Origin of the sequence: Bradyrhizobium jicamae, assembly GCF_018130695.1 — a bacterium.
GTDB classification, from domain to species: domain Bacteria; phylum Pseudomonadota; class Alphaproteobacteria; order Rhizobiales; family Xanthobacteraceae; genus Bradyrhizobium; species Bradyrhizobium jicamae_B.
The window spans coordinates 308748-335738 of the sequence record NZ_JAFCJX010000002.1 but is presented as its reverse complement, the minus strand read 5'-3'; the positions used below and the strand labels follow the sequence as shown (position 1 = coordinate 335738).

General features: G+C 64.8%; 30 protein-coding genes. 15 read left to right on the top strand and 15 right to left on the bottom strand.

What is annotated here, in order from left to right; translation table 11 throughout:
- Positions 1–4 precede the first annotated feature (4 nt).
- The 4 genes from JQ604_RS04360 to JQ604_RS04345 all read left to right on the top strand — a co-directional run bounded on the left by JQ604_RS04360 (position 5) and on the right by JQ604_RS04345 (position 3455).
- Positions 5–565: a nucleoside 2-deoxyribosyltransferase gene (locus JQ604_RS04360; RefSeq protein WP_212353492.1), complete on the top strand. Its 561-nt coding sequence runs from the start codon at positions 5–7 to the stop codon at positions 563–565.
- Entirely contained in the window at positions 562–1323 is a 762-nt protein-coding gene (locus JQ604_RS04355) for a TlyA family RNA methyltransferase (protein ID WP_433996226.1), read from the top strand. Before JQ604_RS04360 ends, JQ604_RS04355 begins: the two co-directional genes overlap by 4 nt.
- Positions 1316–2557, top strand: coding sequence for a class I SAM-dependent RNA methyltransferase (locus JQ604_RS04350; RefSeq protein ID WP_212353486.1), 1242 nt, complete (start codon positions 1316–1318; stop codon positions 2555–2557). Before JQ604_RS04355 ends, JQ604_RS04350 begins: the two co-directional genes overlap by 8 nt.
- 73 nt (positions 2558–2630) lie before the next feature.
- A complete protein-coding gene (locus JQ604_RS04345; RefSeq protein WP_212353485.1) occupies positions 2631–3455 on the top strand; it encodes a nucleotidyltransferase domain-containing protein in 825 nt (274 codons plus the stop codon).
- A 108-nt stretch (positions 3456–3563) separates the two neighbouring features.
- Here the strand turns inward: JQ604_RS04345 and JQ604_RS04340 are convergent, their stop codons facing one another.
- On the bottom strand, positions 3564–4424 hold the full coding sequence (locus JQ604_RS04340) for a DUF1194 domain-containing protein (RefSeq protein WP_212353483.1): 861 nt from the start codon (positions 4422–4424) through the stop codon (positions 3564–3566).
- Positions 4425–4652: 228 nt separating this feature from the next.
- Here JQ604_RS04340 and clpS point away from each other — a divergent pair, with 228 nt between their 5' ends.
- The 3 genes from clpS (at position 4653) to JQ604_RS04325 (ending at position 7437) form a co-directional block, all read left to right on the top strand.
- Positions 4653–4958 (top strand): ATP-dependent Clp protease adapter ClpS, encoded by a 306-nt coding sequence (clpS, locus tag JQ604_RS04335; protein ID WP_212353481.1) that lies wholly within the window; start codon positions 4653–4655, stop codon positions 4956–4958.
- A gap of 162 nt (positions 4959–5120) precedes the next feature.
- Positions 5121–6098 (top strand): ABC transporter substrate-binding protein, encoded by a 978-nt coding sequence (locus tag JQ604_RS04330; RefSeq protein ID WP_249157988.1) that lies wholly within the window; start codon positions 5121–5123, stop codon positions 6096–6098.
- 34 nt (positions 6099–6132) lie between these two features.
- Complete coding sequence (locus JQ604_RS04325) at positions 6133–7437, top strand: FAD-dependent oxidoreductase (protein ID WP_212353478.1); 1305 nt, start codon at positions 6133–6135, stop codon at positions 7435–7437.
- Here JQ604_RS04325 and JQ604_RS04320 read toward each other — a convergent pair whose 3' ends face one another.
- The 3 genes from JQ604_RS04320 to aroC are packed head-to-tail and all read right to left on the bottom strand — an operon-like array spanning position 7438 to position 10658.
- A complete protein-coding gene (locus JQ604_RS04320) occupies positions 7438–8322 on the bottom strand; it encodes a DMT family transporter (protein WP_212353477.1) in 885 nt (294 codons plus the stop codon).
- A gap of 12 nt (positions 8323–8334) precedes the next feature.
- The gene (locus JQ604_RS04315) at positions 8335–9528 is read right to left on the bottom strand and encodes an adenylate/guanylate cyclase domain-containing protein (RefSeq protein ID WP_212353475.1); all 1194 of its coding nucleotides are present in this window, start codon (positions 9526–9528) and stop codon (positions 8335–8337) included.
- A 41-nt stretch (positions 9529–9569) separates the two neighbouring features.
- A complete protein-coding gene (gene aroC / locus JQ604_RS04310; protein ID WP_212353472.1) occupies positions 9570–10658 on the bottom strand; it encodes a chorismate synthase in 1089 nt (362 codons plus the stop codon).
- A gap of 129 nt (positions 10659–10787) precedes the next feature.
- Between aroC and JQ604_RS04305 the strand changes: the two genes are divergently transcribed.
- Entirely contained in the window at positions 10788–11198 is a 411-nt protein-coding gene (locus JQ604_RS04305) for a hypothetical protein (protein ID WP_212353468.1), read from the top strand.
- Positions 11199–11207: 9 nt separating this feature from the next.
- On the opposite strand, the gene JQ604_RS04300 is transcribed toward JQ604_RS04305, so the two are convergent.
- Positions 11208–11807, bottom strand: a complete 600-nt coding sequence (locus tag JQ604_RS04300) for a histidine phosphatase family protein (protein WP_212353465.1) — start codon at positions 11805–11807, stop codon at positions 11208–11210.
- Between the two features lie 287 nt (positions 11808–12094).
- Between JQ604_RS04300 and JQ604_RS04295 the strand changes: the two genes are divergently transcribed.
- Entirely contained in the window at positions 12095–12583 is a 489-nt protein-coding gene (locus tag JQ604_RS04295) for a sigma-70 family RNA polymerase sigma factor (protein WP_212353462.1), read from the top strand.
- 67 nt (positions 12584–12650) lie between these two features.
- Positions 12651–13415 (top strand): anti-sigma factor family protein, encoded by a 765-nt coding sequence (locus tag JQ604_RS04290; protein ID WP_212353459.1) that lies wholly within the window; start codon positions 12651–12653, stop codon positions 13413–13415.
- A gap of 384 nt (positions 13416–13799) precedes the next feature.
- Here JQ604_RS04290 and JQ604_RS04285 read toward each other — a convergent pair whose 3' ends face one another.
- Positions 13800–14759 (bottom strand): DnaJ C-terminal domain-containing protein, encoded by a 960-nt coding sequence (locus JQ604_RS04285; RefSeq protein WP_212353454.1) that lies wholly within the window; start codon positions 14757–14759, stop codon positions 13800–13802.
- Positions 14760–14868: 109 nt separating this feature from the next.
- On the bottom strand, positions 14869–15264 hold the full coding sequence (locus tag JQ604_RS04280; protein ID WP_433996223.1) for an RT0821/Lpp0805 family surface protein: 396 nt from the start codon (positions 15262–15264) through the stop codon (positions 14869–14871).
- 120 nt (positions 15265–15384) lie between these two features.
- On the opposite strand from JQ604_RS04280, the gene pdxH reads away from it, so the two are divergent.
- Both pdxH and JQ604_RS04270 read left to right on the top strand, forming a co-directional pair.
- Entirely contained in the window at positions 15385–16026 is a 642-nt protein-coding gene (gene pdxH / locus JQ604_RS04275; RefSeq protein ID WP_212353452.1) for a pyridoxamine 5'-phosphate oxidase, read from the top strand.
- Positions 16027–16069: 43 nt separating this feature from the next.
- On the top strand, positions 16070–16822 hold the full coding sequence (locus JQ604_RS04270) for an SDR family NAD(P)-dependent oxidoreductase (RefSeq protein ID WP_212353450.1): 753 nt from the start codon (positions 16070–16072) through the stop codon (positions 16820–16822).
- A gap of 31 nt (positions 16823–16853) precedes the next feature.
- On the opposite strand, the gene JQ604_RS04265 is transcribed toward JQ604_RS04270, so the two are convergent.
- The 5 genes from JQ604_RS04265 to JQ604_RS04245 all read right to left on the bottom strand — a co-directional run bounded on the left by JQ604_RS04265 (position 16854) and on the right by JQ604_RS04245 (position 19420).
- Complete coding sequence (locus JQ604_RS04265) at positions 16854–17342, bottom strand: hypothetical protein (RefSeq protein WP_212353445.1); 489 nt, start codon at positions 17340–17342, stop codon at positions 16854–16856.
- Between the two features lie 352 nt (positions 17343–17694).
- Positions 17695–17889, bottom strand: a complete 195-nt coding sequence (locus JQ604_RS04260) for a hypothetical protein (protein WP_349631049.1) — start codon at positions 17887–17889, stop codon at positions 17695–17697.
- Between the two features lie 123 nt (positions 17890–18012).
- Positions 18013–18219: a type II toxin-antitoxin system HicB family antitoxin gene (locus JQ604_RS04255; RefSeq protein ID WP_212353439.1), complete on the bottom strand. Its 207-nt coding sequence runs from the start codon at positions 18217–18219 to the stop codon at positions 18013–18015.
- Positions 18219–18413, bottom strand: coding sequence for a type II toxin-antitoxin system HicA family toxin (locus JQ604_RS04250; protein ID WP_212353898.1), 195 nt, complete (start codon positions 18411–18413; stop codon positions 18219–18221). The genes JQ604_RS04255 and JQ604_RS04250 overlap by 1 nt, the downstream gene beginning before the upstream one ends.
- Before the next feature lie 29 nt (positions 18414–18442).
- Positions 18443–19420, bottom strand: a complete 978-nt coding sequence (locus JQ604_RS04245) for a magnesium transporter CorA family protein (RefSeq protein WP_212353436.1) — start codon at positions 19418–19420, stop codon at positions 18443–18445.
- Between the two features lie 341 nt (positions 19421–19761).
- On the opposite strand from JQ604_RS04245, the gene JQ604_RS04240 reads away from it, so the two are divergent.
- Entirely contained in the window at positions 19762–20439 is a 678-nt protein-coding gene (locus JQ604_RS04240) for a L,D-transpeptidase (protein WP_212353433.1), read from the top strand.
- Between the two features lie 26 nt (positions 20440–20465).
- On the opposite strand, the gene JQ604_RS04235 is transcribed toward JQ604_RS04240, so the two are convergent.
- Positions 20466–21491 carry an extensin family protein gene (locus JQ604_RS04235; protein WP_249157987.1) on the bottom strand — a complete coding sequence of 342 codons (1026 nt, stop codon included), beginning with the start codon at positions 21489–21491 and terminating at the stop codon, positions 20466–20468.
- A gap of 238 nt (positions 21492–21729) precedes the next feature.
- Here JQ604_RS04235 and JQ604_RS04230 point away from each other — a divergent pair, with 238 nt between their 5' ends.
- Both JQ604_RS04230 and JQ604_RS04225 read left to right on the top strand, forming a co-directional pair.
- Complete coding sequence (locus JQ604_RS04230) at positions 21730–23358, top strand: fatty-acid--CoA ligase (RefSeq protein ID WP_212353429.1); 1629 nt, start codon at positions 21730–21732, stop codon at positions 23356–23358.
- A 257-nt stretch (positions 23359–23615) separates the two neighbouring features.
- Positions 23616–24473, top strand: a complete 858-nt coding sequence (locus JQ604_RS04225) for a DUF1499 domain-containing protein (protein WP_212353426.1) — start codon at positions 23616–23618, stop codon at positions 24471–24473.
- Positions 24474–24635: 162 nt separating this feature from the next.
- Here JQ604_RS04225 and JQ604_RS04220 read toward each other — a convergent pair whose 3' ends face one another.
- Entirely contained in the window at positions 24636–25556 is a 921-nt protein-coding gene (locus tag JQ604_RS04220) for an MBL fold metallo-hydrolase (RefSeq protein WP_212353423.1), read from the bottom strand.
- Between the two features lie 164 nt (positions 25557–25720).
- Positions 25721–26935, bottom strand: coding sequence for an acyl-CoA dehydrogenase (locus JQ604_RS04215; RefSeq protein ID WP_212353421.1), 1215 nt, complete (start codon positions 26933–26935; stop codon positions 25721–25723).
- Positions 26936–26991 lie beyond the last annotated feature (56 nt).

Below are 26991 nucleotides of genomic sequence, written 5' to 3'. Positions count from 1 at the left end.
CTCCATGAAGATCTATCTGGCAGGTCCCGACGTGTTCCTGCCGGACGCGATCGAGATTGGGCGGAAGAAGGCGGCGCAGTGTGCACGCCACGGGCTGACCGGACTCTACCCGCTCGACAATGTCGTTGATCTCTCCAGCCCCGACGCTTCGCTCGCGATCTTCAAGGCCAACGAGGCGATGATGGATGCGGCCGACGCGATCATCGCCAATTTGACGCCGTTTCGCGGCCCCAGTGCCGACGCAGGCACGGTGTACGAGCTCGGCTACATGGCGGGCCGCGGCAAATTGTGCTTCGCCTATTCGAACGATCCGGCGTCATATCGCGAGCGCGTCGCGCAGCACTATGATGTGACGGAAAGGCCCGGCGGCCCGCACGTCGACCCGGAGGGACTGACCGTGGAAGACTTTGGCTGGCCCGACAATCTCATGATGATCCATGCACTCGACCTGCACGGCGCCCCGCTGGTGACGCCGGCTGTGAGGCCCGCCGATATCTGGCATGATCTCGCATGCTTCGAGGCGTGCGTTCGCCTCGCCGCGGATCGCGCCAACGCAAAGAGCTGACCTTGGCGGACAAGAACGATAGCGGTTCGCCTGCGGGCAAGCGGATCGACGTGCTGCTGGTCGAGCGCGGCCTGTTCGAAAGCCGCGCACGGGCGCGGGCCGCGATCGAGGCCGGGCTCGTCATCGCCGACGGCAAGCCGATCGCAAAGGCCTCCGAGATCGTCGCAGCGACGGCCGAGCTATCCGCGCAACCGGCGCATCCCTGGGTCTCGCGCGGCGGCGTCAAGCTGTCCGGCGCGCTCGAACATTATCCGATCGAGATCGAGGACCATATCTGCCTCGACGTCGGTGCCTCCACCGGCGGCTTCACCGAAGTGCTGCTCGCCAATGGCGCGAGCCTGGTGTTCTCCATCGACGTCGGCCACAGCCAGTTGCATCCCTCGCTGCACGGCCATCCCAAGATCGTCTCGATGGAGGCGACCGACATCCGCAGTTTTGAAGGCAAGCGGCTGCCCGCACGGCCCGATGTCGTCGTGATCGACGTCAGCTTCATCTCGTTGAAGACCGTGCTGCCGGTCGCGCTGTCGCTGGCGGCGGCGCCGATGCATCTGCTGGCACTGATCAAGCCGCAATTCGAGGCGCAGCGAAAGCATTCCAAGCGCGGCATCATCCGCAATGCGATGGTGCATCAGGAGATCTGCGACGACATCGCAGCCTTCGCCGCTTCGCTCGGCTGCACCGACATCCAGGTGTTCCCGTCCTCCATATCAGGCGGCGACGGCAACATCGAATTCTTCATCGGCGCGCGCCGTGGCTGAGCTCCTAACCATCGATCATGTCGGCCACCGCGGCGACGGCGTCGCCATCGTCGGCGCCCAGTCGATCTACGTACCCTATACGTTGGCCGGAGAAACGGTCGAGGTCACCGACGTTCCCGGCCATCATCCCGACCGCCGCCGGCTCGTGCGCGTCGAAAATGCCAGCTGCGAGCGCATTGCCCCCTTCTGTCCCCATTTCGGCGTCTGCGGCGGCTGTGCCATCCAGCACTGGTCTGACGAGGCCTATCGCGCGTGGAAGCGCAACATCGTCGTGGAGACGCTGACGCAGGCGAAGATCGCCTGCGACGTCGCGCCGCTGGTCGATGCTCACGGCGCAGGCCGACGCCGCATGACGCTGCATGCGCGCATGGGCACCCACGAGATCCTGAAAGTCGGTTTCGCGGCGGCCGGCGCGCACGACATTATTCCGGTCGATCGCTGCCCGATCCTCGATCCCGCCCTGGATGGCGCGCTCGATGCGGCCTGGGCGATCGCCGAACCCTTGATCTCCTCGGGCAAGCCGCTCGACATCCAGGTCACGGCAACGCTCAATGGTCTCGATGTCGACGTGCGCGGCTCGGGTCCACTGCCGACGGCAATGATCGCGACGCTGTCGCGCGTCGCTGAAAAACATCGTCTGGCGCGGCTGACGCGCCACGGCGAACTGGTGCTGATGCGTAGCGCACCCGTCGTCACCATGGGCGCCGCGCAGGTGACGTTGCCGCCGGGCTCGTTCCTGCAGGCGACGGCCGCCGGCGAGGAGACGCTGGCCGCACTCGTGCAAGGCCATTGCAAGCGCAGCAAGCACATCGCCGATCTCTTCTGTGGCGTCGGACCGTTCGCGCTGCGGCTCGCGACGTCTGCGCGCGTCACCGCCTTCGACAGCGATGCCGGCGCCATCACCTCGCTGCAGAAAGCGGTAACCGCCACCAAGGGCCTGAAGCCGATCAAGGCCGAGGCCCGCGACCTGTTCCGCCGCCCGCTGGTGCCGCAGGAGCTGCGCGACTTCGACACCGTGGTGTTCGACCCGCCGCGCCAGGGCGCGCAGGCGGTGGTGACGCAGCTTGCCGCCAGCAAAGTGCCGACGGTGGTGGCCGTGTCCTGCAACGTCGCGACGTTTGCGCGCGACGCCAAAATCCTGATCGACGGCGGCTACAAGCTCGCCGGCGTCACGCCGGTCGACCAATTCCGCCACACGCCGCATGTCGAGCTGGTGGCGAAGTTTACACGCTGAAACTGCGCGATACGACTTTCACGATCCGCGATGCGCTCGATATACTGCGGGCTCATTCTGTGAAGCCCGTTCCATGCTCAACGATCCTCTCCTCGAACGCATCATCCCCATCCTCTCGAGCGTCCCCGGCATCGCGGCCATCGTGCTCGGCGGGTCGCGAGCACGCGGCACGGCGCATGATGGGTCGGACTACGACATCGGACTTTATTATTCCGACGCGGCCCCGCTGGATGTCGATCGGCTTCGCGAAGTGGTGAGAGGCCTGGCCGATCAGCCCGACGACGCCGCGGTGACCAAGATCGGTGAATGGGGGCCATGGATCGTCGGCGGCGCATGGCTCAGGATCGGCGGCCGCAAGGTCGATTTGCTCTATCGCAGCATCGAGGATGTCGCGGTGACGATCGATGCCTGCCGCAACGGCGATGTCAGAATGCACTACCAACCAGGCCATCCGCACGGCTTTGGCTCGGCGATCTGGATGGGCGAGATCGCGCTGTGCCAGCCATTGCGTGATCCCGATGGTGTCATCACCGGCCTGAAGGCGAAGACGTCGCCCTACCCGCGCCCGCTGCGCGACGCCCTGATCCGGCGATTTCAGTGGGAGGTGCTGTTCAGCATCGAGAATGCCGAGCTCGCCGTGGCACGCGGCGACACGACGCATATCGCCGGATGCGCTTATCGCGCGCTCGCCTGCATCGGGCAGGTGTTGTTTGCGATCAACGAGCGCTATCTGATCAACGAGAAAGGCGCGCTGGCTGAGGCCGCTGGCCTTCCGGTGACGATCGATGGTTTGGCGGCGCAGGTTGCCAAGGTCTGGAGATTGATTGGATCGGGACAATATGATGCGGCGCTGCAGATATTACGGGCATTGGAGCAGAAACTGCGCCAGATATCGTGAAATCGCAGGATGGGTGGAGCGCAGCAATACTCATCACTTTCGTGCCGCGTGGTGAGATGATGGGTATCGCTTTCGCTCCACCCATCCTACGGCAGCGCTACGCAACAGCTACCTGCCCCACCTGTCCGACCAGATCTTCTCGCCGATCATGCAATTGACGCGCGGCTCCTTGGCATCGACCGGCACGATGCGCCGCTCCGGGGTGCGGCCGGCGACCTCGAGCAGCAGCTTGGTGCGGATCGCTTCCTTGAACTTGTCGCGGTCCTTGATCGTGACCACGAACGAGCCGGGGCCGCCGATCACGCAATCCTCGTAATAGTAATCGAGGTTGTCGATATCCATCGTCGAGTAGGACGGCTCCTTCACCATGATCGGCAGGCCGTTGATCACGATGCCCTTCGACAACGCCTCGTCGCGCGCGGCGAGCACCGGACTGCCGTTGTTGTTCGGACCGTCGCCGGAGATGTCGATCACGCGGCGGATGCCGCGATGCGGGTTCTCGTCGAACAGCGGCATCGCAAAATAGATCGCGCCCGAGATCGAGGTGCGCGAGGCCCGGCGGATCGGCGTCTTCATGATCTCGGCGGCGACCGCATCCGCGGTCTCCGGGCCGTCGATCACGCGCCAGGGAATGATGATCTTCTGGTCGGTCGAGGCCGCCCATTCGAAATAGGTGACCGAAATCTTGCCGTTCGGGCCGCTCTTCAGCGCCTGCAGGAATTCCTTGGAGACGATCGCCTGTGCATAACCCTCGCGCTGGATCGCGAGCTCGTCCATGTCCATCGAATAGGAGACGTCGACCGCGAGGATCAGCTCGACATCGACGCTCGGGTTGGCTTCCTTCTGGGCGAGCTGTGGCTGGTTGCCAGATCCTCGCAGAAGGGGGTTGGGCGCGGCAACACCGGCCACATCGCCACCGGCGAGCACGCCCGCGACAAGCACAGCTCCGATCGAGACATACCAGCGCATGGCGGCCCTCCCGTCGTATGCCCGTCATGGTGACATGCAAATCGCCAAGCGCAAAGCGCTGATATGATCCATCCTTCACATTCAGGTTAGGAACGTCGCCCTGATTTGAGCGCACCATGGACACCGATGCGGCTTGCTCGTGTCGCAACGAACCCGTGCAAATCGGTCAGTTCCAAGCCAGCCGCGAAGACGGTATTCTTACGGTAAGCCCTTAGGGAGTGCCGGGCGATGCCCGAGACCGTCGTCAAGCCGAAAACCCGGACCAAGACCAAGGTCGAGCGGCCGCGCCTGCACAAGGTGATTCTGGTCAACGACGACTACACGCCGCGCGAGTTCGTGGTCAGCGTGCTCAAGGCCGAATTCCGCATGACCGAGGACCAGGCCTACAAGGTGATGCTGACAGCGCACCAGCGCGGCGTCTGCGTGGTCGCGGTGTTCACCCGGGACGTCGCCGAGACCAAGGCGACGCGCGCCACCGACGCCGGCCGCGCCAAGGGCTATCCGCTACTGTTCACCACCGAGCCGGAGGAATAGCCCGGACGACGGCAGGCTTTGCATTCCCGCCCGGGATCATCGACAATCCCCGCAAAGGACCGGCCCAAGCCGGACAGCACAAGGGCGGGAAACAACGGCATGCAAGCGACCTCAAGAAGCCTCCGAGCAAGGGGCCGACCGGTTCTGAGTCTGCTGCTGGCAATGACCATCGCGTTCGCTGCGACCGCGGCGCAGGCCGCCGAACGGGTGCGGATCGGGCTGTTGAAGCTGTCCTCGGCCGCGCCGTTGTTCCTCGCCAAGGAACGCGGCTATTTCGAGCAGGAAGGCATCGACGTCGATTTCAGGTTCTTCGATGCGGCGGTGCCGATCGCGGTCGCGACCGTCTCCGGCGACATCGATATCGGCTTCACCGGCTTTACTGCGGCTTTCTACAATCTCGCCGGCAAGGGCGGGTTGAAGGTGATCGCCGGCACGGCGCGCGAGGCGCCGGGCTTCCAGAACACCGCCTATGTCGCTTCCAAGCGCGCCTATGATGCCGGCCTGAAGACGCTGAAGGACCTGCCGAACCATTCGGTCGGCATCACGCAGGTCGGCTCGACCTTCCACTATTCGCTCGGCCTGATCGCCGACAAGCTGAAGTTCGACATCGGCACCGTCCGCGTGGTGCCGCTGCAGTCACTGCCCAATGTCGCCGCCGCCATCAAGGGCGGCACGCTCGACGCGGCCCTGACGGCGACGACCACGATCAGCCCGGTCGTGGCCTCCGGCGATGCGGTTGTGCTCGGCTTTGTCGGCGACGAGACGCCGTGGATGCTCGGCTGCGCGGTGGCTTCCACCGCTGCCATCGACAAGAACCGCAAGCTGATCGAGAAGGTCCTGGCCGCCTATCGCCGCGGCACCGAGGAATATGCCCGCGTGCTGCTGCAGCGCGATGCCGACGGCAAATTCGTCCGTAGCGACGAGGGCGATGCGATGCTCGCCATCATCTCCAAATACACCGAGCAGAAGCTCGAGACGCTGCGCATCGGGCTGTCGGTGGTCGATCCCGCGCTCGACAGCGCCGACATCGCGCGACAAGTCGCGTGGTTCAAGCGCCAGAAGATGATCGAGGGAGATATCGAGGCTGACAAGATCATCGACAAATCCTTCGTGCCGGACAAGCCGACCGAGCGGAAATGACCAGGACGACGACAACAAGAACACGGAGCCGCCCATGAGCGCGAGCGAAGTCACCGCGGGCACCAGGATCGTCCGCCGCGGCGCCAATCCGACGCCGTCGCGCGTCACCGCCGACATCTGCGTGGTCGGCTCGGGGGCGGCCGGCATGTCGGCGGCGATCGAGGGCGCGCGGGCCGGCCGGCGCGTCGTGCTGGTCGACAGCCTGCCCGCGCTCGGGGGACAAGCGGTCAACTCGATCATCGGCACCTTCTGCGGCCTGTTCTCCAACGGCACCGACGGCTACCAGTTCACCCACGGCGTCGCCGACGACATCTTGCGCGAGCTCGGCGCGCAGGAGAACGCGCTGTTCTATCGCCGCGGTCCGCACACCACCGTCGTCTATTACGACGAGGTCGCACTCGGGCGCTGGGTCGAGAAGGCGATGCTGGCGGCCGGCGTCACCGTGATCGTCGGCGCGGTCATGCGCAACGTGAAGGTTTCCGGCCGGCGCGTCACCGGCCTCGATCTCTCCACCCGCTATGGCGACGTCGAGGTCGAGGCCAACGGCTTTGTCGATGCTTCCGGCGATGCCGCGCTGGTGTGGCAGGCGGGGTTCGCCTGCCGCGAGCCGGACGACGGCCCGATCTACGGCACGCAGATGCTGATCGTGGAGAATATCGACGAGAGCAAGGTGCCGAGCCGCGAGGAGCTGCCGGCGCGGATGCGCGAGAAGGCCGGCGAGTATGGGCTGCTGCGGCGCGAGGGCCTGTCCTTTGTGATTCCCGGCCGCGGCGTCGCCGCGATGAACATGACCCATGTCGAGACCCCGCTGGAGCCGCTCGCGGCGAGCCAGAAGGGCATCGAAGGCAAGGATCAGGCGGACCGCGCCTTTGCATTTCTCAAGAACGAATTTCCGGATTGCTTCGGCAATGCCCGCATCCGCTCCTATGGTTTTCCGGGCATCCGCCAGACCCGCTGGATCGTCGGCCGCCAGCAATTGTCGGTCGACGACGTGCGCGCCGGCACGAAGTTCGAAGACGCGATCGGCCGCACGGCCTGGCCGATCGAGCTGCACGATCACGGCTCCGGCCACCATTGGCACGTGTTCGACAAGGATCACGTCCACTATGTGCCGTTCGGCAGCCTGACGCCGGCGGAAGCCGACAATGTCGTGGCCGCCGGCCGCTGCATCGATGGCGACAAGGCGGCGCTGTCGAGCGTGCGGGTGATGGGACCGTGCATGGCGATGGGCGCAGCGGCCGCGCACGCGCTCGACCTCGCCGGCAGCGGCAGCGTGCATCAGATCGACATCGACGCGCTGCAGCGGCGCCTGCGGGATAATCTGGAGCGGACGGACTGATCAGGGCGCGGCGACAGCCTGCACCCGTCGGTCGGCGACGATGTCGGCAATCACCGCGCCCATCACCAGCGCGCCGCCGATCAGGGCGCGGCCCGACGGCACCTCGTGGAATGCGAGCCACACCCAGAACGGCATCAACGGCGTTTCCAGCGTCGCGATCAGGGACGCCTGCCCCGACGGCATCAGCCGCGAGCCCAGCGTGAACAGCGTCAGCCCCATGCCGACCTGGCAGAAGCCGAACAGTGCGAGCGTGACGAGGTCGGCTTGCGAGACCAACACATGGCCGTAGGCGAAGGGTAGACAGGTCAGGCTGCTGATCAGGTTCGACATTGCGACGGCTGATAGCATCGACGTCTCCCGGTGACGGCGGATCACGACCGTCATCAGCGAGATCGCCAGCATCATCGCGACCGCAAGGCCGATGCCCCGATAGTCGGCAGCGCCGGTGGCACCGCTCACGGTGATGACGATGCCGGCGAACGCCAGCAGGCTCGCCAGCAGCGTCCGCAGCGCGACCTTCTCGCGCAGCCAGATCCAGGCGATCGCGGCCGCCGCAAACGGCTGCACCGCGACGATGACCGCGACATTGGCGACGCTGGTCAATTGCAGCGAGGGAATGAAGGTCATCATACCGAAGGCGGAGAGCCCCGCCACCAGCCATCCGTGCGGCCGCATCGCGACGAGATTGCGCAGGCCCTTGCGGCCCTCGGTCACGGCCAGCACGGACGTGATGAAGATGCTGGCGAACACACCGCGCCAGAACAGGATGGTCCAGGAATCCTGATGCAGCAGCCGGGTGAAGAACGGCGCAGTGCTCCATGCCACCGCCGCCGCGACCACCAGCACGATGCCGGTCCGATGCTGTCGATCGACGTCCACCGTCATGCCATGCCCGGCCTATCCAGCCGACGCGGCCGACGCCTCGTCGAACAGACCGTAGATCCGTTCGGCCTTCGAAAAGCCGGCGATCGGGAATTCGCCGAGATCGCTCCAGCCGCCGTCGCAGATGCCCGCGAAGCGCTCGGATGCGACGACCGTGCGGCCGAGCCGGCCGGCGATCTTCTCCAGCCTTGCTGCAAGATTGACCGCCGGACCGATGCAGGTGAAGTCGAGCCGGTTGCCGCCGCCGATATTGCCATAGAGCACGCGCCCGAGATGCAATGCGACGCCGAAGCGGAAGCGCTCGACGTCGTCGCCGTTGGGGAATTGCAGGGCCGAGATGCCGGCACGGGATTCGCGCGCGGCTTCGAGCACCTGCGAGCAGACCTGGACCTCGTCGCCGAGATATTCGTCGATCGGGAATACCGCGAGCAGGCCATCGCCCATGAATTTGAGCACCTCGCCGCCATGGGCGCGGATCGCAGACACCTGGCAATCGAAGTAGAGGTTGAGGATCTCCACCACGGTCTCGGCCGGCAAGCGGTCCGACAACGCGGTGAAGCCGCGCAGGTCGGACAGCCAGATTGCGGCGTCCATCGTATCGGCATGGCCGCGCCTGATCTGGCCGCCCATGATGCGCTCGCCGGCCCGGTTGCCGACATAGGTGTCGAGCAGCAGCGAGGCGGTGCGGCGCAAGGTGACGATCTCGATGTAGCGCGCCAAAGGCACGGCGATCGACCGAAGCGCACTCAACTGCTCCTCGGTAAAGCCGCCCGGCTGCCGTGTGGTCCAGCTCGAGGCATTGACGAAGCCGTCGGTATAGACCAGCGGCAGCGCGATATAGTCGGTCACACCTTCGGCACGCAGGTCCTCGATGATCGGAAAGCGCGCGCTTGCGGGATCGTCGAGCCGCGCCCTGACTTCAAGCCCCTGCTTGAAGACGATCGAGAGCGGACTGACGGAAAATTCCGGCGTATCCAGAATCTTGTGGTCGACGGTACCTTGCTCGACCTCGCTCCCCGGTTTCCAGAGGAAGTGGCGGCCGTAAATCTCGGGATGCAATGTGCGAACGAAGACGCCGACGCGCCACAGCGGCAATCCGGCCCGCACCAGCCGTTCGCAGCATTCCGCCATCATCTGCGGCGGGGTCGGAGCCGACCGCGCACCGCCGATCATCCACGCGACGATGTCCCGCAACTCCGACGCATTCATGGCAGCTCCCCGGCGATCTGGCGACCGCCACTATATAGGGATCAGCGCCCGATCTGCCCACGATCGCGCAGAAAATGATCCGCCAGCACGCAGGCCATCATGGCCTCGCCGACCGGGACGGCGCGGATGCCGACGCAGGGGTCGTGGCGGCCTTTGGTCAAAATGTCGGTGTCGGCGCCCTTGCGGTCAACGGTCTGGCGCGGGGTGAGGATCGATGAGGTCGGCTTCACCGCAAAGCGCACCACGATCGGCTGCCCGGTCGAGATGCCGCCGAGAATGCCGCCGGCATTGTTGGACAGGAAGCGCGTGCCGTTGTTGCCAGAGCGCATCTCGTCGGCGTTCTCTTCGCCGGTCAATTCCGCGGCCGCGAAGCCGGCACCGATCTCGACGCCCTTCACCGCATTGATGGTCATCATCGCCGCCGCCAGGTCGCTGTCGAGCTTGGCGTAGATCGGTGCGCCGAGCCCCGGCGGCACGCCTTCGGCGACCACTTCAATCACCGCGCCGATCGATGAGCCGCTCTTGCGGATACCGTCGAGGTAGCTCTCGAAGAACGCCGCCTTATCCTTGTCCGGGCAGTTGAACGGATTCCTCGCGATCTCGTCCCAGTCCCACTTCTGACGGTCGATCTTGTGCGGGCCGATCTGCACCAGCGCGCCGCGCACCTTCACCTCGGGCAACACCTTGCGCGCGATCGCGCCGGCCGCGACGCGGGTAGCGGTCTCGCGCGCCGAGGAGCGGCCGCCGCCGCGATAGTCGCGCAGGCCGTATTTCGCCTCATAGGTGAGGTCGGCATGGCCCGGGCGAAACTTGTCCTTGATCTCCGAATAGTCCTTGGAGCGCTGGTCGGTGTTCTCGATCAGAAGCGCGATCGGGGTGCCCGTCGTCACCTGCACGCCGGTCTCCGGATGCGCCATCACGCCGGACAGGATTTTCACCGCATCCGGCTCCTGGCGCTGGGTGGTGAAGCGCGACTGGCCGGGCTTGCGGCGATCGAGGTCCCGCTGGATCTCCTCCACCGTCAGCGGGATCAACGGCGGGCAGCCATCGACCACGCAGCCGATCGCAACCCCGTGGCTCTCGCCAAAGGTGGTGACGCGGAACATGTGGCCGAAGGTGTTGAAGGACATCTGTTTACTGAGTTGTAAGCCAATTCCGACCGTGTGGTAACGCGCCGCTGCGGGCCCGTCAAACGCGTAAAATCTGGCCTTCCGGACCGCCGGCTACATATAGGGATGGCATCGGGCGGGAGGAGACGGATGGCATATGCGATCAAGGCCGAGATCAGCGATCCCAAGGCGAAAACATTCACCTTCATCGCGCAGAAGACGATGTATGGCGGCAAGCAGATCGCGGAGGGGGACGCGATTTTCCTCTTCGCCAGCGAGAACGAGGGCGGCGCGGGCCTTGTCGCACGGGGCGTGGTGACCTCGGCCACAGCGGCTCGAAAAAAGCCTGGCCGTGATCGGCAAACACCGCGCGTGAGCATCACGGTGAAGCGGACGGCACGGGCCAAACGGCCGCTGGGCCGGACCGAGCTTAAACCCCTCACCGACTGGAACGACGGCCAGCCCGGCACCGAGCTCAATTTCAAATTCTATCGTCAGGCGACCAACAAGATCGTCGGCATTTCGGACGAGGCTGCGGCGTTCCTCGCCACGTTGTTTTGAGACTGGCGGTTAACTGTATTTCTGCAGGCTGCCGTCCCGGAACAGGTAGACGGCGCCCTGCTCGATGGTGAGATCGGCGGCGCTCTGCGGCGTCTCGAAGCCGAGCGCGACCATCAGCGCGCGCGCGGTGCCGCCATGGGCGACCACGACGGTGTCCGAGGTCACCGAGCCGTACCAGTCGGTCATGCGGACCTGCACGTCGACATAGCTCTCGCCGCCCGGCGGCGAGACCGTCCACTTCTCGACCTGGCGTTTGGCGTAGAGCGCGGGATCGTTGACCTGCGCTTCGGCCAAGGTCAGGCTTTCCCAAGTGCCGTAAGCAATCTCGCGCAGCCGCGGGTCGAGCGTGTAGTCGCCGGCCGGCAGATTCAATTCGCCGCGCACCAACTCCATGGTCGCCCGCGCCCGGATCAATGGACTCGCAACGAACGACAGTTTTGCCTTGTCGTGCCCGTGGCGTGCAAACAAATCGGCAAGGATGCGGCCGGCATGCGCGGCCTGTTTGCGGCCGCGATCGTTCAGCACGATGTCCTGCACGCCTTGCAGCCTGCCTTCGGCATTCCACGACGTCTCGCCGTGGCGGATGTAGTAGATCGTTGGGACCGGCATCGTACGCGCACTCAATCCTTGCCCGGCAACAGGTCGCGCGCGCCGGCGCCGTATTCCCTGGTGATCACGCTGCGGCGCTTCTGCATTGGCCCCGAACTCCGCGACATCTCGTTCCCATCATGCGTGGTATATGGTCCCGAGGTACACCAGCACTCTGGCGGGGTACAGTCCCATTCCAGCATGGGTTAACGCTGTTTCGTGCAAATCGCCGCATTCGGAATAGTGGCGCGATTTGGGTGTTATGTTGAGCAAGGCGTTCGCGCCGAAACCATCGAAGACTGGGTGGCATGACCGCGTTTCGTCAAAGTGTCGAAGCCATGATTCCGGCGCTCCGCCGCTACGCGCGTGCGCTGACGCGGGACGCCGACATCGCCGACGATCTGGTGCAGGATACGCTGGTGCGGGCGCTGCGTTCGGAAAAGCTGTTTCTCGGCGGCGACGTCAGGAGCTGGCTCTACACGATCCTGACCAATCTGAACAAGAACCGCCGGCGCTCGCTGGCCCGGCGGCCGCAGTTCATGCCGCTGCTCGACAACAATCCCGACGCCAGCGGCACCGAGGCGGAGGGACGCGACATCGAGCGCGCGCTGTCGACGCTGGTGGAAGAGCAGCGCTCGGTGCTGCTGCTCGTGATGCTGGAAGGCATGAGCTACCGCGAGGTCGCCGACATCCAGGGCGTGCCGATCGGCACCGTGATGTCGCGCCTGGCGCGCGCCCGTGCCCACGTCAAAGCGTCGATAGAGGGCGAGCGGCCGACGCTGAGGCGGGTGAAATGACAGAGCAATGAGTGGTCCGTGCCTTGCTTGAGCAATCACATTTCGAGATCTGACAGAGACGATTGAGATGACCGATCCGAAGATTCCCGTCACCGAGGACGAGCTCCACGCCTACGTCGACAATGAGCTGCCGGCCGAGCGGCGCGGCGATGTCGAGGCGTGGCTGGCGGCGCATCCGGACGAAGCCGCGCGGGTGCAGTCATGGCGCACGATGGCCGACGCCCTGCATGCGCGTTACGATTCCGTGCTGGACGAGGCGGTGCCGAAGCGGCTCGAGATCGAGCAGTTGGTGCGCCAGCCGCGCCGCTGGGTCTATGGCGCGGTCGCCGCGACGCTCGCCGCCTTCATGGCCGGTGGCGGCGTCGGCTGGGTGGCGCATGGCGCCGCGGCCAGGCCCTCGACGTTCCAGAGTTTTACGGTCGACGCGCTGGATGCGCACCGCCTCTACGTGGTCGAGGTCCGCCATCCCGTCGAGGTGCCGGGCAGCGAGCGCGCGCATCTGCAACAATGGCTGACCAAGCGCTGCGGCTGGGACGTCCGCGCGCCGGAGCTTGCCGGGCTGAAGCTGGTCGGCGGCCGGCTGCTGCCCGGGCCGAGCGGGCCGGCCTCGTTCCTGATGTATGAGAGCGCCTCCGGCGAGCGCTTCACCATCTACACCGCCAAGGCCGAGACCGAGGCGACGCAGATGCGCTATTCGGCGCAGGGCTCGGACAGCGCGCTGTTCTGGGCCGACCGCGGCGTCGCCTATGTCGTCAGCGGCGCGGTCGATCGCTCGCGGCTGACCCAGGTGGCGCAGGCCGTCTACGACCAGATGGAAAAGGGCGGCGGCTGATTTCCGTAATTCTACGGAAGCCGTCGTCACGCCGGACGTGCAAAAGCGCAGAATGAATCCGGCCTCACTCGGCGTCCCAATTCCGTCATTGAATATCTGGAATCACGTCACCAGCGCGTCTCATTATCGCACCGGGTGCTCACGCGAAAATGATGCTGCGCTCGATCCGCCGATCGGCGCACGCGGCCTCGATTGGGGTTTGGTACCGCGCTGGTCCCCCTCTCGAGGCCGCACTCCTTTGTCCGCTATCCCGATCAATCTGCCGCCGCAGATCAGGGGACGTCGGTCTGTCGTCTTCTAAACGCCCTGACGATGCTCACTGTCTACCCCCGGAAATTGCGGGGGCAGGTCAGTTTCGCATCTGAAGAGCGCTGATCCCGGCGGTCAGCCGAGATCACTGCGCGGATTGTAGGGGTGTCCGTCGCGCCACTTTTGCATCAATGCCTCAAGCTCGGCATCGTTCCCGTCAGGAAGGATGATGCGGGTGGTGACGTAGAGGTCGCCGGTCGCGCCTGCCTTCGGCAGCCCCTTGCCCTTGAGGCGGAAGGTGCGGCCGCTGGAGGTGTTTTTCGGGATCGACAACTCCACCGCGCCGCCCAGCGTCGGCACGCGGACCTTGCCGCCGAGCACCGCCTCGTACAGCGTGATCGGCAGATCGACCCGCAGATCGTTGCCGTCGACCTTGAAGTATGGATGCGGAGCGATCGAGACCGTGATCAGGAGATCGCCGGGCGGATGGCCCTGCGCGGTCTCGCCCTGCCCTTTCAGGCGGATCTGCTGGCCCGCGGTGACGCCGGCCGGAATCTTGACGTTGAGCTCGCGCCCCGTGGGCAGGCGCACGCGCTTCTCGCCGCCATGGACCGACTCCTCGAGCGACACCGACATCGACACGTTGAGATCGAGGTCGAGCCCGACCCCGCCGGTATCAAATTCAAACGGGCTCGAGCGGCCGCCGCGTGCACCGCCACGGGCCGCGCCGCCAAACATGCTGTTGAGGATGTCCTCGAAGCCACCGCCACCGCCCATGCCGCCACCGGGACCGGTGCGGAACGAATATTCGAAGCCGCCGGGACCGGCACGACCGCCGCCCGGGCCGCCGCCGGGAAAGCCCTGGAAACGCGGCTTGCCGTCGGCATCGATCTCGCCGCGATCGAACTGCTTGCGCTTGTCCTCGTCGCCGATGATCTCGTTGGCCGAATTGATCTCGGCAAACCTGGCCGCCGCCTTCGGATCGTCCTTGTTCTGGTCCGGGTGATGTTTCTTGGCGAGCTTGCGATAGGCGCTCTTGATCGCCGCGGCGCTGGCGCTCCGCTGCACCCCCAAGACCTCATAGGGGTCGCGCATCCGTCACGTCTCCTTCACGGGAATTCAGTCCTGGATTTGGAACCAATGGCCCCAGTTTGTTGTCATCTGGGGGCTCCGTGGCATTTTTGCAACTAGCCGGGCACCAATTTCAGGACTTGCGCCACGGCTTCACCGTATGAATTTCCCAGCGGCCCTGTCCAGTCTTGCAGGCAGCGCCCTGCAGCCAGCTTTCGGTGGCGCCATTGACGTAGCTCGCCAGGAAGTCCCGGCAGGTGCGGCCGTCCTCGCCGGCATAGGCCTGCGCCAGCGGCGTCACCGAGCCGCGCGCGCCGGTCTCGGGATTCGACCAGGGCTGGCTGGAATCCTTGTCGCCCTTGGTCAGCACGTCGGAGGCGGCGTTGCGGGCAAAGGCGAGATCGGCCTCGGTCGGCTCGCGGTCGACCATAGCCACCGGCGTGATCGAACCCGTCACATCCTTGTCGTCCATCTTTGCGACGGCATCGCTGCGCGACAGGCTGCAGCCGGAGGCGCCCAGGCCGATCAAAATCAGCGATGCAACGGCTCTCGCCGTCGGGATCACCGATAGGCCAACGCGCCCCCATGCCCTATATAGGGCTTCAAACGCGCGCTCTGACGCGGACGGACGCAATTCGGGACTCCTGACATGACCGACACAACCGACATGAAACACCCGACACCGTTAACATCGGGTGATTTTACCGCAGCGGAGGAACCGTTTGCGCTGTTCGGCGAGTGGTTTGCGGAAGCCTGCAAGTCCGAGCCGAACGATCCGAACGCGATGGCGCTCGCCACCGTCGACGAAAGCGGCCTGCCCGACGTGCGCATGGTGCTGATGAAGGGTTTTGATGCCGACGGTTTCGTGTTCTACAGCCACATCGCCAGCGCCAAGGGCCGCGAACTTGCCGCAAATCCTAAGGCCGGTTTACTGTTTCACTGGAAGTCGCTGCGCCGGCAGGTGCGAATCCGCGGCGACGTGACGCCGGTGACCGATACCGAGGCCGACGCCTATTTCGCGACCCGCCCGAAGCAGGCGCAGATCGGCGCCTGGGCCAGCAAGCAATCGCAGCCGCTGGAAAGCCGCTTCGCCTTCGAGCAGGCGATCGCGAAGGTCGGCGCCAAATACCTCATCGGCGAGGTGCCGCGGCCGCCGGGCTGGAGCGGCTGGCGCATCACGCCACAGCGTTTCGAGTTCTGGCACGACCGCCCCTTCCGCCTGCACGACCGCATCGAATTCCGCCGTGAAGGCTCAGGGCAGGCCTGGTCCAAGGTCCGCCTCTATCCGTAATGACGACGACAGCCTGAAAGACCTCACAGCCTGAAAGTTCGATATGTCCCCTCCGTCCAACGCGCCGCGCCGCACGCTCCTCCTCACCGGCGCGAGCCGCGGCATCGGCCACGCCACCGCGATCCGCTTTTCCTCCGCCGGCTGGCGCGTCATCACCTGCTCGCGGCATGCCTTTCCGGACATCTGCCCCTGGGGCGCCGGCCCGGAGGATCACATCGAGGTGGATTTCGGCGACCACGACGACACGGTCCGCGCGATCGCCGAGATCCGCAAGCGGCTGGTCAATGACGAGCTGCACGCGCTGGTCAACAACGCCGCGATCTCGCCGAAGGGCGACGGCGGCTCGCGGCTCGGCACCATGGACACCGACATCGACACCTGGCTGCACGTCTTCCGCGTCAACTTCTTCGCGCCGATCATGCTGGCGCGCGGCCTGATCGAGGAATTGAAGCACGCCAGGGGTGCGGTGGTGAACGTCACCTCGATCGCCGGCTCCCGCGTGCATCCGTTCGCGGGCGCCGCCTACGCGACCTCGAAGGCGGCACTCGCCGCGCTGACCCGCGAGATGGCCTCCGACTTCGGCCGCGTCGGCGTCCGCGTCAACGCGATCGCGCCGGGCGAGATCGACACCTCGATCCTGTCGCCGGGCACCGAGAAGATCGTCGATACGCAGATTCCGATGCACCGGCTCGGCACGCCGGACGAGGTCGCCAAGATCATTTACGTCCTGTGTACGGAAACCAGCTCTTACGTGAACGGTGCGGAAATCCACATTAACGGTGGTCAGCACGTGTGAGATCTGTTCGGCTTACCTAGTCCGGGCGACACTACTCGAGCTCTCGCCAGCGCCGATCAAACATGGCGTCTTTGCGCTCCCTCGCAGCCCAGACGAGGTTGTACTCGCCATCGATCTTGACCCAGTAGGTACGCGTTGGCGCATCGGTCCCATCGAGCGAGTTGAACGTGCATGCCGCCCGTTCGCGAATGCTGGCGCCTTTTGATTCCTGCGCTTCGTAGTCAATGACCGCGACGTACTGAACCGGCGGCACGCGCGCAATTCCGATCATGGCCTTCTGGGCTGCTTCCGATACGGCGCGAAGCGGGTCGGCAAAAAACTCGTCGAACGTAATCTCCCTCCTCGACTCCTCCAACCCCGTCCGTTGATAGGAGGACGGAACCGCCAGCCGCTGCTTGACGGCCCTGTCGCAGGTTTGCACGAATTGGGAGGTAAATGGCGGGCAACTGTGAACGTACGCATAGCCGAGCAAAGTGACACTAGCGACGGAGACCGCTGCAATTGCCAGCTTAGCCTTCATGTACGACTTTCGCAGGTCCTTGCCGCCGGAAATTGATGCAGGCGAACGGCCACCTTACGTTCCAGCTACCAAGAAGCCGAAAATCGTAGCCAGAAAATCGCGACCATCGCCGTTACCTAATGCTAACGATGTCAACCTTGGCCCACTAGGGAACAGCTCGTACGAGTTGGCGCCGAAATTTCGCTAACGGCAATCCGCAGCACTGCTGAGAGCTATCGCTTGTGGAATGACGGTGAAGGAGCAATCCCCGGCCGCCGCCGCGACCGCTTTCTCGGGATGGCTTCGACTGCAGATGCCGGGGCGGCATTTGCAACGAGGCAACGAGGCTCCTGCCTCGTTGTTAGAGCGTGAGTTAGTCCGCGTAGAACCTGCGCGGCTTCTCACGAGGCTGCAGCGCGCCGACATTGAATGCGCTGGAGCAGTCGTCTTCGTTCTCGCCATCGAGCAGCGCTGCGCCACAATGGCGGCACGCGCGCGCCGGCATCGGTTGCACCTTGCCGAGCGTGCGGTCTTGTTGATAGCGCGCAAAGTCGATGACATTGCGCACCGGTCTTATCACTCTCTCAACCATTGCTGTCCTCCGGCCTGAGGAGCGCGTTATCGCAGACAAGTTTCGCCCAAACGTTCAGCGCAACGCTCAAATTTTAGGGGAGGAAATGAGGCGAACCGATCACGCTTCGACATATTCTGCGATGCTGGTCGGTTCTGGGACAACTAGGCCATCGGCCTGTAATCCTTCGATGTGAAAGCGGATCGCTTCGCGAATTTCGCTCTCCACAGTGGCGACGCTGTCACCAGTAGCGACGCAACCCGGCAAGTCCGGCACATAGGCCGAATAATTGCCCTCGGCTTTCTCGATTACGACAGCGTAGCGCATCAATCCCGCTCCTTAAGACCGGATTGCTTCAAGATACTGTTCAAAGTTCCCGGCGCAAGGTCCTCGGAAGGCTTACCTGCTACGGTAACCCGCCCGGGCCGGACGGGATGCTTGTACTGACGATGGCTCCCGCGGGTAGCAACCAAGAACCAGCCGTCCTCCTCCAGCAAGCGAATGATGTCCCTGACCTTCATCATGTGGGCGATGCATCATCCTGCCAGCGTCACAGCCACTTCTTCCACTTGAAGATCCAGTACGGCACGATCGCCGCCGCCAGCATCATCAAAAGCGCCATCGGATAGCCGTGGGCCCATTCAAGCTCGGGCATCAACTTGAAATTCATGCCGTAGATCGAGGCGATCAGGGTCGGCGGCATCAGCACCACGGCCATCACCGAGAACAGCTTGATGATGTTGTTCTGCTCGAGATTGACGACGCCGAGCATGGCGTCCAGCACGAAGGTGATCTTGTTGGAGAGATAGGAGGCGTGATCGGTCAGCGACACGACGTCACGCTGCATGGTCTTGAGCTGCTCGCGCATGTCCTTGGACCATTTGATGCCTTCGATCACCGCGGACAGGAAAGCGACCAGCCGGCCGATCGAGACCAGGCTTTCGCGGACCTTGGAGGTCAGGTCGCCCTTGCGGCCGATTGCGATCAGGATCTGCGAATACTGCTTGGCATGGCCATGGCGCTCGCTCTCGGGCTCGAAGATGTCGTGCGAGACCTCGTCGATCTCGAGGCCGCAGCGCTCCAGAATGTCGGCGCAGCGGTCGATCACGGCATCCAGCAGTTCCATCAGCACCATCTCGCCGGTGATGCCGGGCGAGCAGGACCGCGCCAGCTTGTTCTCCACCAGCGCGAACGGCTTTGGCAGGTCGTAGCGCACGGTCACGAGCCGATGGCCGGTCAGGATGAAGGTCACCGCCGTGGTGCGGGGCATGTCGGTGTCGGATTGGCACATCAGCGTCGCCGTCATGTAGCGGGCGCTGTTCTCGAGATAGAGACGGCTGGAGATCTCGATCTCCTGCATGTCTTCCCTCGTCGGGACAGCGATGCCGGCCAGCTTCTCGACCGCCCGGTCCTCCTCCTGGGTCGGGTTCACCAGGTCGACCCAGACCGCGTTGTCGGGCAACGCCGCCAGGTCGGTGACGGTGGCCTTCTTGAGGGAGAAATCGGAGGGGACGTACACCGACAGCATCAGGAAACTCCGGGAAACGGTAGGCAGGCGATCGGGCGGGGTTAGCGCGATTCTGGCGGTCGCATCATGACCGTCGCATTAACCGTCCATCCACATATGTGGCAACGAAGTGGCGGTGACGGGGCACCGATACGACGACCGTTGCCTGTTTGCACAAAAACCGGACGGACGCCACAAGACTTGCGGCAAAAAAGCCACAGGCGGCGTCCCGCAGCGCGTCACGGGCATCTAAGCGCTGGGAATAAAGGCAGGTTTCGGCGATAATCGCCTTAATGGAGTCGTGGCGTTTGGGGCGCAATCTTGGCGCTTTCAGGCGTAGTTTTTCGATTGGAACTGTAGTCATGTCATCGTTGAAAGTGACCCTGGGGATTCTGGCCACCGGCCTGATGTTGTCGGGCTGCATGCAGGCCACGACCTGGGAGGCGACCAACACCGCCAACTTCAAGCCGCGCGACAAGGAACTGCTCGCCAAGACCACCTATGTGAAGACGCCGGTCGCAGAACCGTTCCGCCGCGCCATCGTCGAATATCACCGCAAGGAAGCCCCGGGCTCCATCGTGGTCGATTCCGACAACCACTATCTCTACCTCGTCCAGAAGGACGGCAAGGCGATCCGCTACGGCATCACCGTCGGCGAAGAAGCCATGGCCTGGTCCGGCATCGCCAAGATCGGCAGCAAGACGGAATGGCCGGCCTGGCACCCGACCCCTGGCGAGATCTCGCGCCTGGGCGTACCGACCTACGTCGCTCCGGGCCCTGACAATCCGATGGGCTCGCGCGCGATGTATCTCTACTCGGGCGGCAAGGACACGCTGTTCCGCATCCACGGCACCAACCAGCCGGAATATATCGGCGCCTCGATCTCGTCGGGCTGCATCCGCATGACCAACGAGGATGCGATCGACCTCTATGATCGCGTCGGCGTCGGCACCGTCGTGGTGGTGCTCGAGCCGAAGCATGGCGACTCCCCCTACAAGCCCCAGATGGCGCTGCAGGGCGGCGGCAACGCCAACTACTGATCGCCGAAAGGCAACGCTCAAAGAGATTAAAGGCGCCGGTTTTGCCGGCGCTTTTTTGTTGGCTGCGGCTTTGTGTCCGCCGGGGCCTCCGGCTCGGCCTCCTCGTCGGACTTGTCCGCTTCGGGCCTGGCACTGTTCGATTTGCCCTCGGACTTCGCGGCGACCTCGCGCGGCGGCGCCTCCTCGGGGCGCTCGGCCGGCAACAGCGGCGCGACATGCGGCAGCGGTTCGTACACGTTCCACTGGCAGATCCGGTAATTGTTGCGCCGTTCCATCAGGTCGAGATGGATGTGGTCCTCGTGGTACCAGTCCGAGCCCGGGCCGAGCACGGTCGAGAACCGCGCGCAGACCGAATGCAGCACGGTCTCGCGCAGATCCCGCGGCACGCTGCGATCCGTCAGCGAGATCTGCTTGCCGTTGGCCAATTTGAAGGCGCGCACGTCGAGCGCGTTGGCGCGGCCGTGCTCGGAGAGCTGGGCACCGACGATGCGGTTACGGCCGCGGCACTCGAAGGAATCGAAGTTGTCGAGATCGCTGATGGTGCTGCCGAGGTTTTGCGCCAGCGGCGCGATGTCGGAGCGGATCCAGTTGGCGATCGCGGTCGCCATCTTGCAGCGGAGGATCGCCGCCGGCTTCACCGCGACCTGGCGCCTGTCGGGCAGCACGATCGCTTCCAACCGCACCAGATCCTCACCTCCGCAGCCGCCGGCGCCATGGATGTCCGGTATGCTCGGTGCGATCGCGATCTCGGCGGTCAGCGCCTGCCGGCAGGCCGATTGCGCAGGCGCGGCGGGCGCCGCCTGCTCTGCCGGCTTGGCCGTCCCGGCCGGCGGCTGCTTCTCGGCCGCGGGCGGCTCTTCCGGCTCGGCGGCGGGCGCCTCGGCCGGGCGCGGCTTTGGCAACGGCACGACCGAGTGATGGTGGACCGGTCCCCGCAACTTCGGCGGCGGGCCGCCGAACAGGTCATCCCAGGGCGAGCGCGGCGGCCGCCGCGCCTCGGCGGGATCTGCTTGCATGCCAAGCCAGATCAGCGCCATCGCAGCGGTAACCATGGCTGCCCGCCCGCGGCCAAACCTCACACCGGAGGCATTTCCGTTCCGATTGGGGTCGCTGAGGTCTTCTTTTGACGCGTTTTCTTCACGCGAACCGGTGTCCACTTCGCTCGAAAACGCGTTGGCCCATTTTCGGCTTGCTTTCTCCGCGCTAGAGTTCATGTCAGTTCCATGATTTCACCGCCGCCCCCTTGAGAGGCCGGCGGGTCATGCGCGAGGAATGAGGAGGGATTTGCGTATGCTTGGCTTGATGCAAGACTGGCCTTTGCTGTGTCATCGGATTATCGAGCACGCGGCGAAATATCACGGCACGCAGGAGGTCGTTACAAGGTCGGTCGAGGGCCCGATTCATCGCACCAATTACGCCGAAATTCATGCCCGCGCACTGAAAGTCTCGCAGAGCCTGGAACGCGACGGCATCAAGCTCGGCGACCGCGTCGCCACCATCGCCTGGAACACCTGGCGCCATCTCGAGGTCTGGTACGGCATCATGGGGATCGGCGCGATCTGCCATACCGTGAACCCGCGCCTGTTCCCGGAGCAGATCGCCTGGATCATCAACCACGCCCAGGATCGCGTGGTGATGACCGACCTCACCTTCATTCCGATCCTGGAGAAGATCGCAGGCTCGCTGCCGAGCGTCGAGCGCTATGTCGTGCTGACCGACAAGGCGCATATGCCGGAGACCACGCTGAAGAACGTAGTCGCCTATGAGGACTGGATCGCGGCCTCCGACGGCAAGTTCGAGTGGAAGAATTTCGACGAAAACACCGCGGCCGCGATGTGCTATACCTCGGGGACCACGGGCGATCCGAAGGGCGTGCTGTATTCGCACCGCTCCAACGTGCTGCATGCGCTGATGGCCAACAACAAGGATGCGCTCGGCACCTCCGCTGCGGATACGATGTTGCCGGTGGTTCCGCTGTTCCATGCCAACAGCTGGGGCATCGCGTTCTCCGCGCCCTCGATGGGCACCAAGCTGGTGATGCCCGGGCCGAAGCTCGACGGCGCCTCGGTCTATGAGCTCCTGGACACCGAGAAGGTCACCTACACCGCCGGCGTGCCGACGGTGTGGCTGATGCTGCTCAACCACATGGCGGCAAACAATCTGAAGCTGCCGCATCTGAAGATGGTGGTGTGCGGCGGCTCGGCGATGCCGCGCTCGATGATCAAGAACTTCCTCGACATGGGCGTCGAGGTCCGCCACGCCTGGGGCATGACCGAGATGAGCCCGATCGGCACGCTGGCGACGCTGAAGCCGCCATTCTCCGGCCGCACCGGCGACGAGGCCCTCGACATCCTGCAGACCCAGGGCTACCCGCCCTACGGCGTGCAGATGAAGATCACCGACGACGCCGGCAAGGAGCTGCCGTGGGACGGCAAGACCTTCGGCCGCCTCAAAGTGTCGGGTCCCGCGGTCGCAAAAGCCTATTTCCGGGTCGATGCTGACATCCTCGACGAGGCCGGCTATTTCGACACCGGCGACGTCTCCACGATCGATGCGCATGGCTACATGCGGATCACCGACCGCTCCAAGGACGTCATCAAGTCGGGCGGCGAGTGGATCTCGTCGATCGACCTGGAAAACCTCGCGGTCGGCCATCCCGCGGTGGCGGAGGCTGCGGTGATCGGCATCTACCATCCCAAATGGGACGAGCGGCCGCTGCTGATCGTGCAGCTCAAGGCCGGTCAGAACGCCTCGCGCGAGGACATCCTGAAATACATGGACGGCAAGATCGCCAAATGGTGGATGCCCGACGACGTCGCCTTCGTCGACGGCATCCCCCACACCGCGACCGGCAAGATCCTGAAAACCGCGCTGCGCGACCAGTTCAAGGACTACAGATTCCCGAACGCGGCGGCGTAAGCGTCAACGGCATCGGTACTGAGCCCCCTCTCCCGCTTGCGGGGGAGGGCTGGGGTGGGGGTGCCTCCGCGTTGGGACTCTCTGCGCGGAGAGACCCCCACCCGCCGCACTCTTCGAGTGCGTCGGCCTCCCCCGCAAGCGGGAGAGGCAAGGGCGACAGCCCAAATCCCTTGAATTTGCCGCAGGTCCATGGTCTCACGGGGCCATTGGAGCCGGCCTTAAGCGCCGGCAGAGCACCATCAGGCAGATTTTATCGAATGGCCCGCAGGTTTTCCGCTCCCTACCAGTCGGAGCCCGTGTCCGGCCTCGCCACCTGGTCGCGCAACCTTGCGATCTTCTCGGTCATCGTGGTGGTGGTCTCGGTCATCATCGTCCGGTTCGATTTCCTCGAGATCAAGCCGGCGATGGCGACCTTCTTCGGGGCGCTGGCCTGCGCGGGGCTGTCGATCCTGGTCGGGCTCGGCGCCTTTGCCGCGATCTGGCAGAACGGCAGCCGCGGCATGAGCCGCATCCTGCTGGCGTTCCTGATCGACGCGGTCGTGCTCGCCTACCCCGCCTATCTCGGCCTCAAATATCAGAAGCTGCCAAAGATCCACGACATCACCACCGATCCGATCGATCCGCCGCGCTTCGAGGCGCTGGCGCGCCTGCGCACCGGCGATGGGGTCAATCCGGCCGTCTATGCCGGCCTCTATTCGGCCGAGCAGCAGCGCATCGCCTATCCCGATATCGAGCCGGTCGAGCTCGAAGTGCCGGTCGACCGCGCCTATGAGGTGACGCTGAAGCTCGTCAACCGCCGCAAATGGATCGTGATCGACGAGCGCCCGCCGACGCCGCCGCGCCGGATCGGCCGGATCGAGGCGGTGGCGCGCACGCCGATTATGGGATTCCGCGAGGATGTCTCGATCCGCGTCACGCCCGACGGCGACGACTCCCGGGTCGATATCCGTTCCGCCTCGCGCTATTTCGACGCCGACCTCGGCAGCAACGCCTCGCGCGTGACCAAGCTGATCGAGGACATCAACACCGCCGCCGAAGCGGCCGCGCAAAAGCCGGTCAAGAAGGCCACGCCGCCGCCGACCAAGACCCCGCCGGCGAAGACGGTGAAGAAATAGCGCACAGGTGCGCCCCCTCGCCCCGCTCTTGCGGGGAGAGGGTTGGGGTGAGGGGCTTCTCTCCGCGAGCACCGAAGTCGGATTGGGAGCGTGCCTTGCCCCTCACCCGAAATTCGAGCTGCGCTCGAATTTCGACCTCTCCCCGCAAAGAGCGGGGAGAGGTTAAGAGGCCAGCCGATACGTGCCGCCGATCACGGGATCGCCGTCGGTCGCGACCACGCCGCGCGCGACCAGGTCTTCCAGATGCGCCAGCACCGAATAGCCGGCGGCGCCCGCAAGGCGCGGATCGAGCCCGATATAAATCGCACGCACCATGGTCGGGATGTCGGCCTCGCCCTTGGCCAGGCGATGCAGGATCGAAGTCTCGCGCGCGCGGCGGTGGCGCGCCAGGAAGCGGACGAAGCGCGGGCCTTCGGGAATTTCGGGTCCGTGGCCGGAGAAGTATAATTGCTCGGGGCGCTGCTCCAGCACGTCGAGCGAAGCCATGTAGTCGATCATCGAGCCGTCGGGCGGCGCCACGATCGAGGTCGACCAACCCATCACGTGATCGCCGACGAAAGTGAGGCTGCGCTCGCCCCACGCAAACGCCAGATGGTTCGCGGTGTGGCCGGGCGTTGCCACCGCCTCGAGCGCAAAACCTGCGCCTTCGATGACGTCGCCATGCTTGACCTGCACGTCCGGGCGGAAGTCGCGGTCGGCGCCGGATTCCGGATTGTGCTTCTCGCTCTCGAAGCGCGGGCGCGAGGCGCGGTGCGGCCCTTCGGCATAGACGGTCGCGCCGGTCGCGGCCTTGATCCGCGCGGTGTTCGGCGAATGGTCGCGGTGGGTGTGGGTGACCAGGATATGCGTCACCGTCTCGCCCCGCACCGCGTCGAGCAGCGCGTCCGCATGCGCCGCATTGTCCGGCCCCGGGTCGATGATCGCGACCTTGCCGGTACCCACGATGTAGCTGACGGTGCCGGTGAAGGTGAACGGGCTCGGATTGTTGCAGAGAACGCGGCGGACGCCGGGACGGACCTCCTCGACGATGCCAGGCTTCAGCGGAAAATCGCGGTTGAACGGGATGTCGTCGTTGTCGGCCATGGGCACCTACACTCAGTGTCATCCCCCGCGAAAGCGGGGGATCCAGTAAACACCGGCAGTCGGGATTGGACGAGAGGCCTCTGGAATACTGGGTCGTTCGCTCCAGTGCGCAAATGCGCACAGGGCGGACGATGACAGCGTCTTTGATGGCGCTCTCGTACCTCTTACGAAAACGCCTGGATGCCGGTAATGGCGCGGCCGAGGATCAGCGCGTGGACGTCGTGCGCACCTTCATAGGTGTTCACGGTTTCCAGATTCGCGGCGTGGCGCATCACGTGATACTCGATCTGGATGCCGTTGCCGCCGTGCATGTCGCGGGCGATGCGGGCGATGTCGAGCGCCTTGCCGCAATTGTTGCGCTTGACGATCGAGATCATCTCCGGGGCCATCTTGCCCTCGTCCATCAGGCGGCCGACGCGCAAGCTACCCTGCAGGCCGAGCGCGATATCGGTCTCCATGTCGGCGAGCTTCTTCTGCACCAGTTGGGTGGCGGCGAGCGGGCGGCCGAACTGCTTGCGGTCGAGCGTGTATTGCCGGGCGCGCGCCATGCAGTCCTCGGCGGCGCCCATCGCGCCCCAGGAGATGCCGTAGCGAGCGCGGTTGAGGCAGCCGAACGGGCCCTTCAGGCCGGAGACGTTGGGCAGCAGCGCGCTCTCGGGCACCACGACGTTGTCCATCACGATCTCGCCGGTGATCGAGGCGCGGAGCGAGAGCTTGCCGCCGATCTTCGGCGCCGACAGGCCCTTCATGCCCTTCTCGAGGATGAAGCCGCGGATCTGGTTGTCGTGCGCGGCCGACTTGGCCCAGACCACGAACACGTCGGCGATCGGCGCGTTCGAGATCCACATCTTGGCGCCGTTCAGCTTGTAGCCGTCGGCGACCTTCTCGGCGCGGGTCTTCATGCCGCCGGGATCGGAACCGGCATCCGGCTCGGTCAGGCCGAAACAGCCGACCCATTCGCCGGTCGCGAGCTTCGGCAGATATTTCTTGCGCTGGGTCTCGTCGCCATAGGCGTAGATCGGATACATCACCAGCGAGGACTGCACCGAGTTCATCGAGCGATAGCCGCTATCGACGCGCTCGATCTCGCGCGCCACCAGGCCGTAGGCCACGTAGCTCGCGTTGGCGCAGCCATATTCTTCCGGCAGCGTGACGCCGATCAGGCCGAGTTCGCCCATCTCGTTGAAGATCTCGCGATCGGTCTTCTCTTCGAGATAGGCCTTGGTGATGCGCGGCAGCAGCTTGTCCTGCGCATAGGCCCGCGCGGTGTCGCGGATCAGGCGCTCATCCTCGGTGAGCTGATCGTCGAGCAGAAACGGGTCGTCCCACTGGAAGCTGGCGGCTGCCGGCTTGTCCTTGGCCTTCGGGCTTACGCTCATGGCTTATCCTTTCGCATCGATCCTAGATATTTTATACTTAAAATAATTCCGGCGCA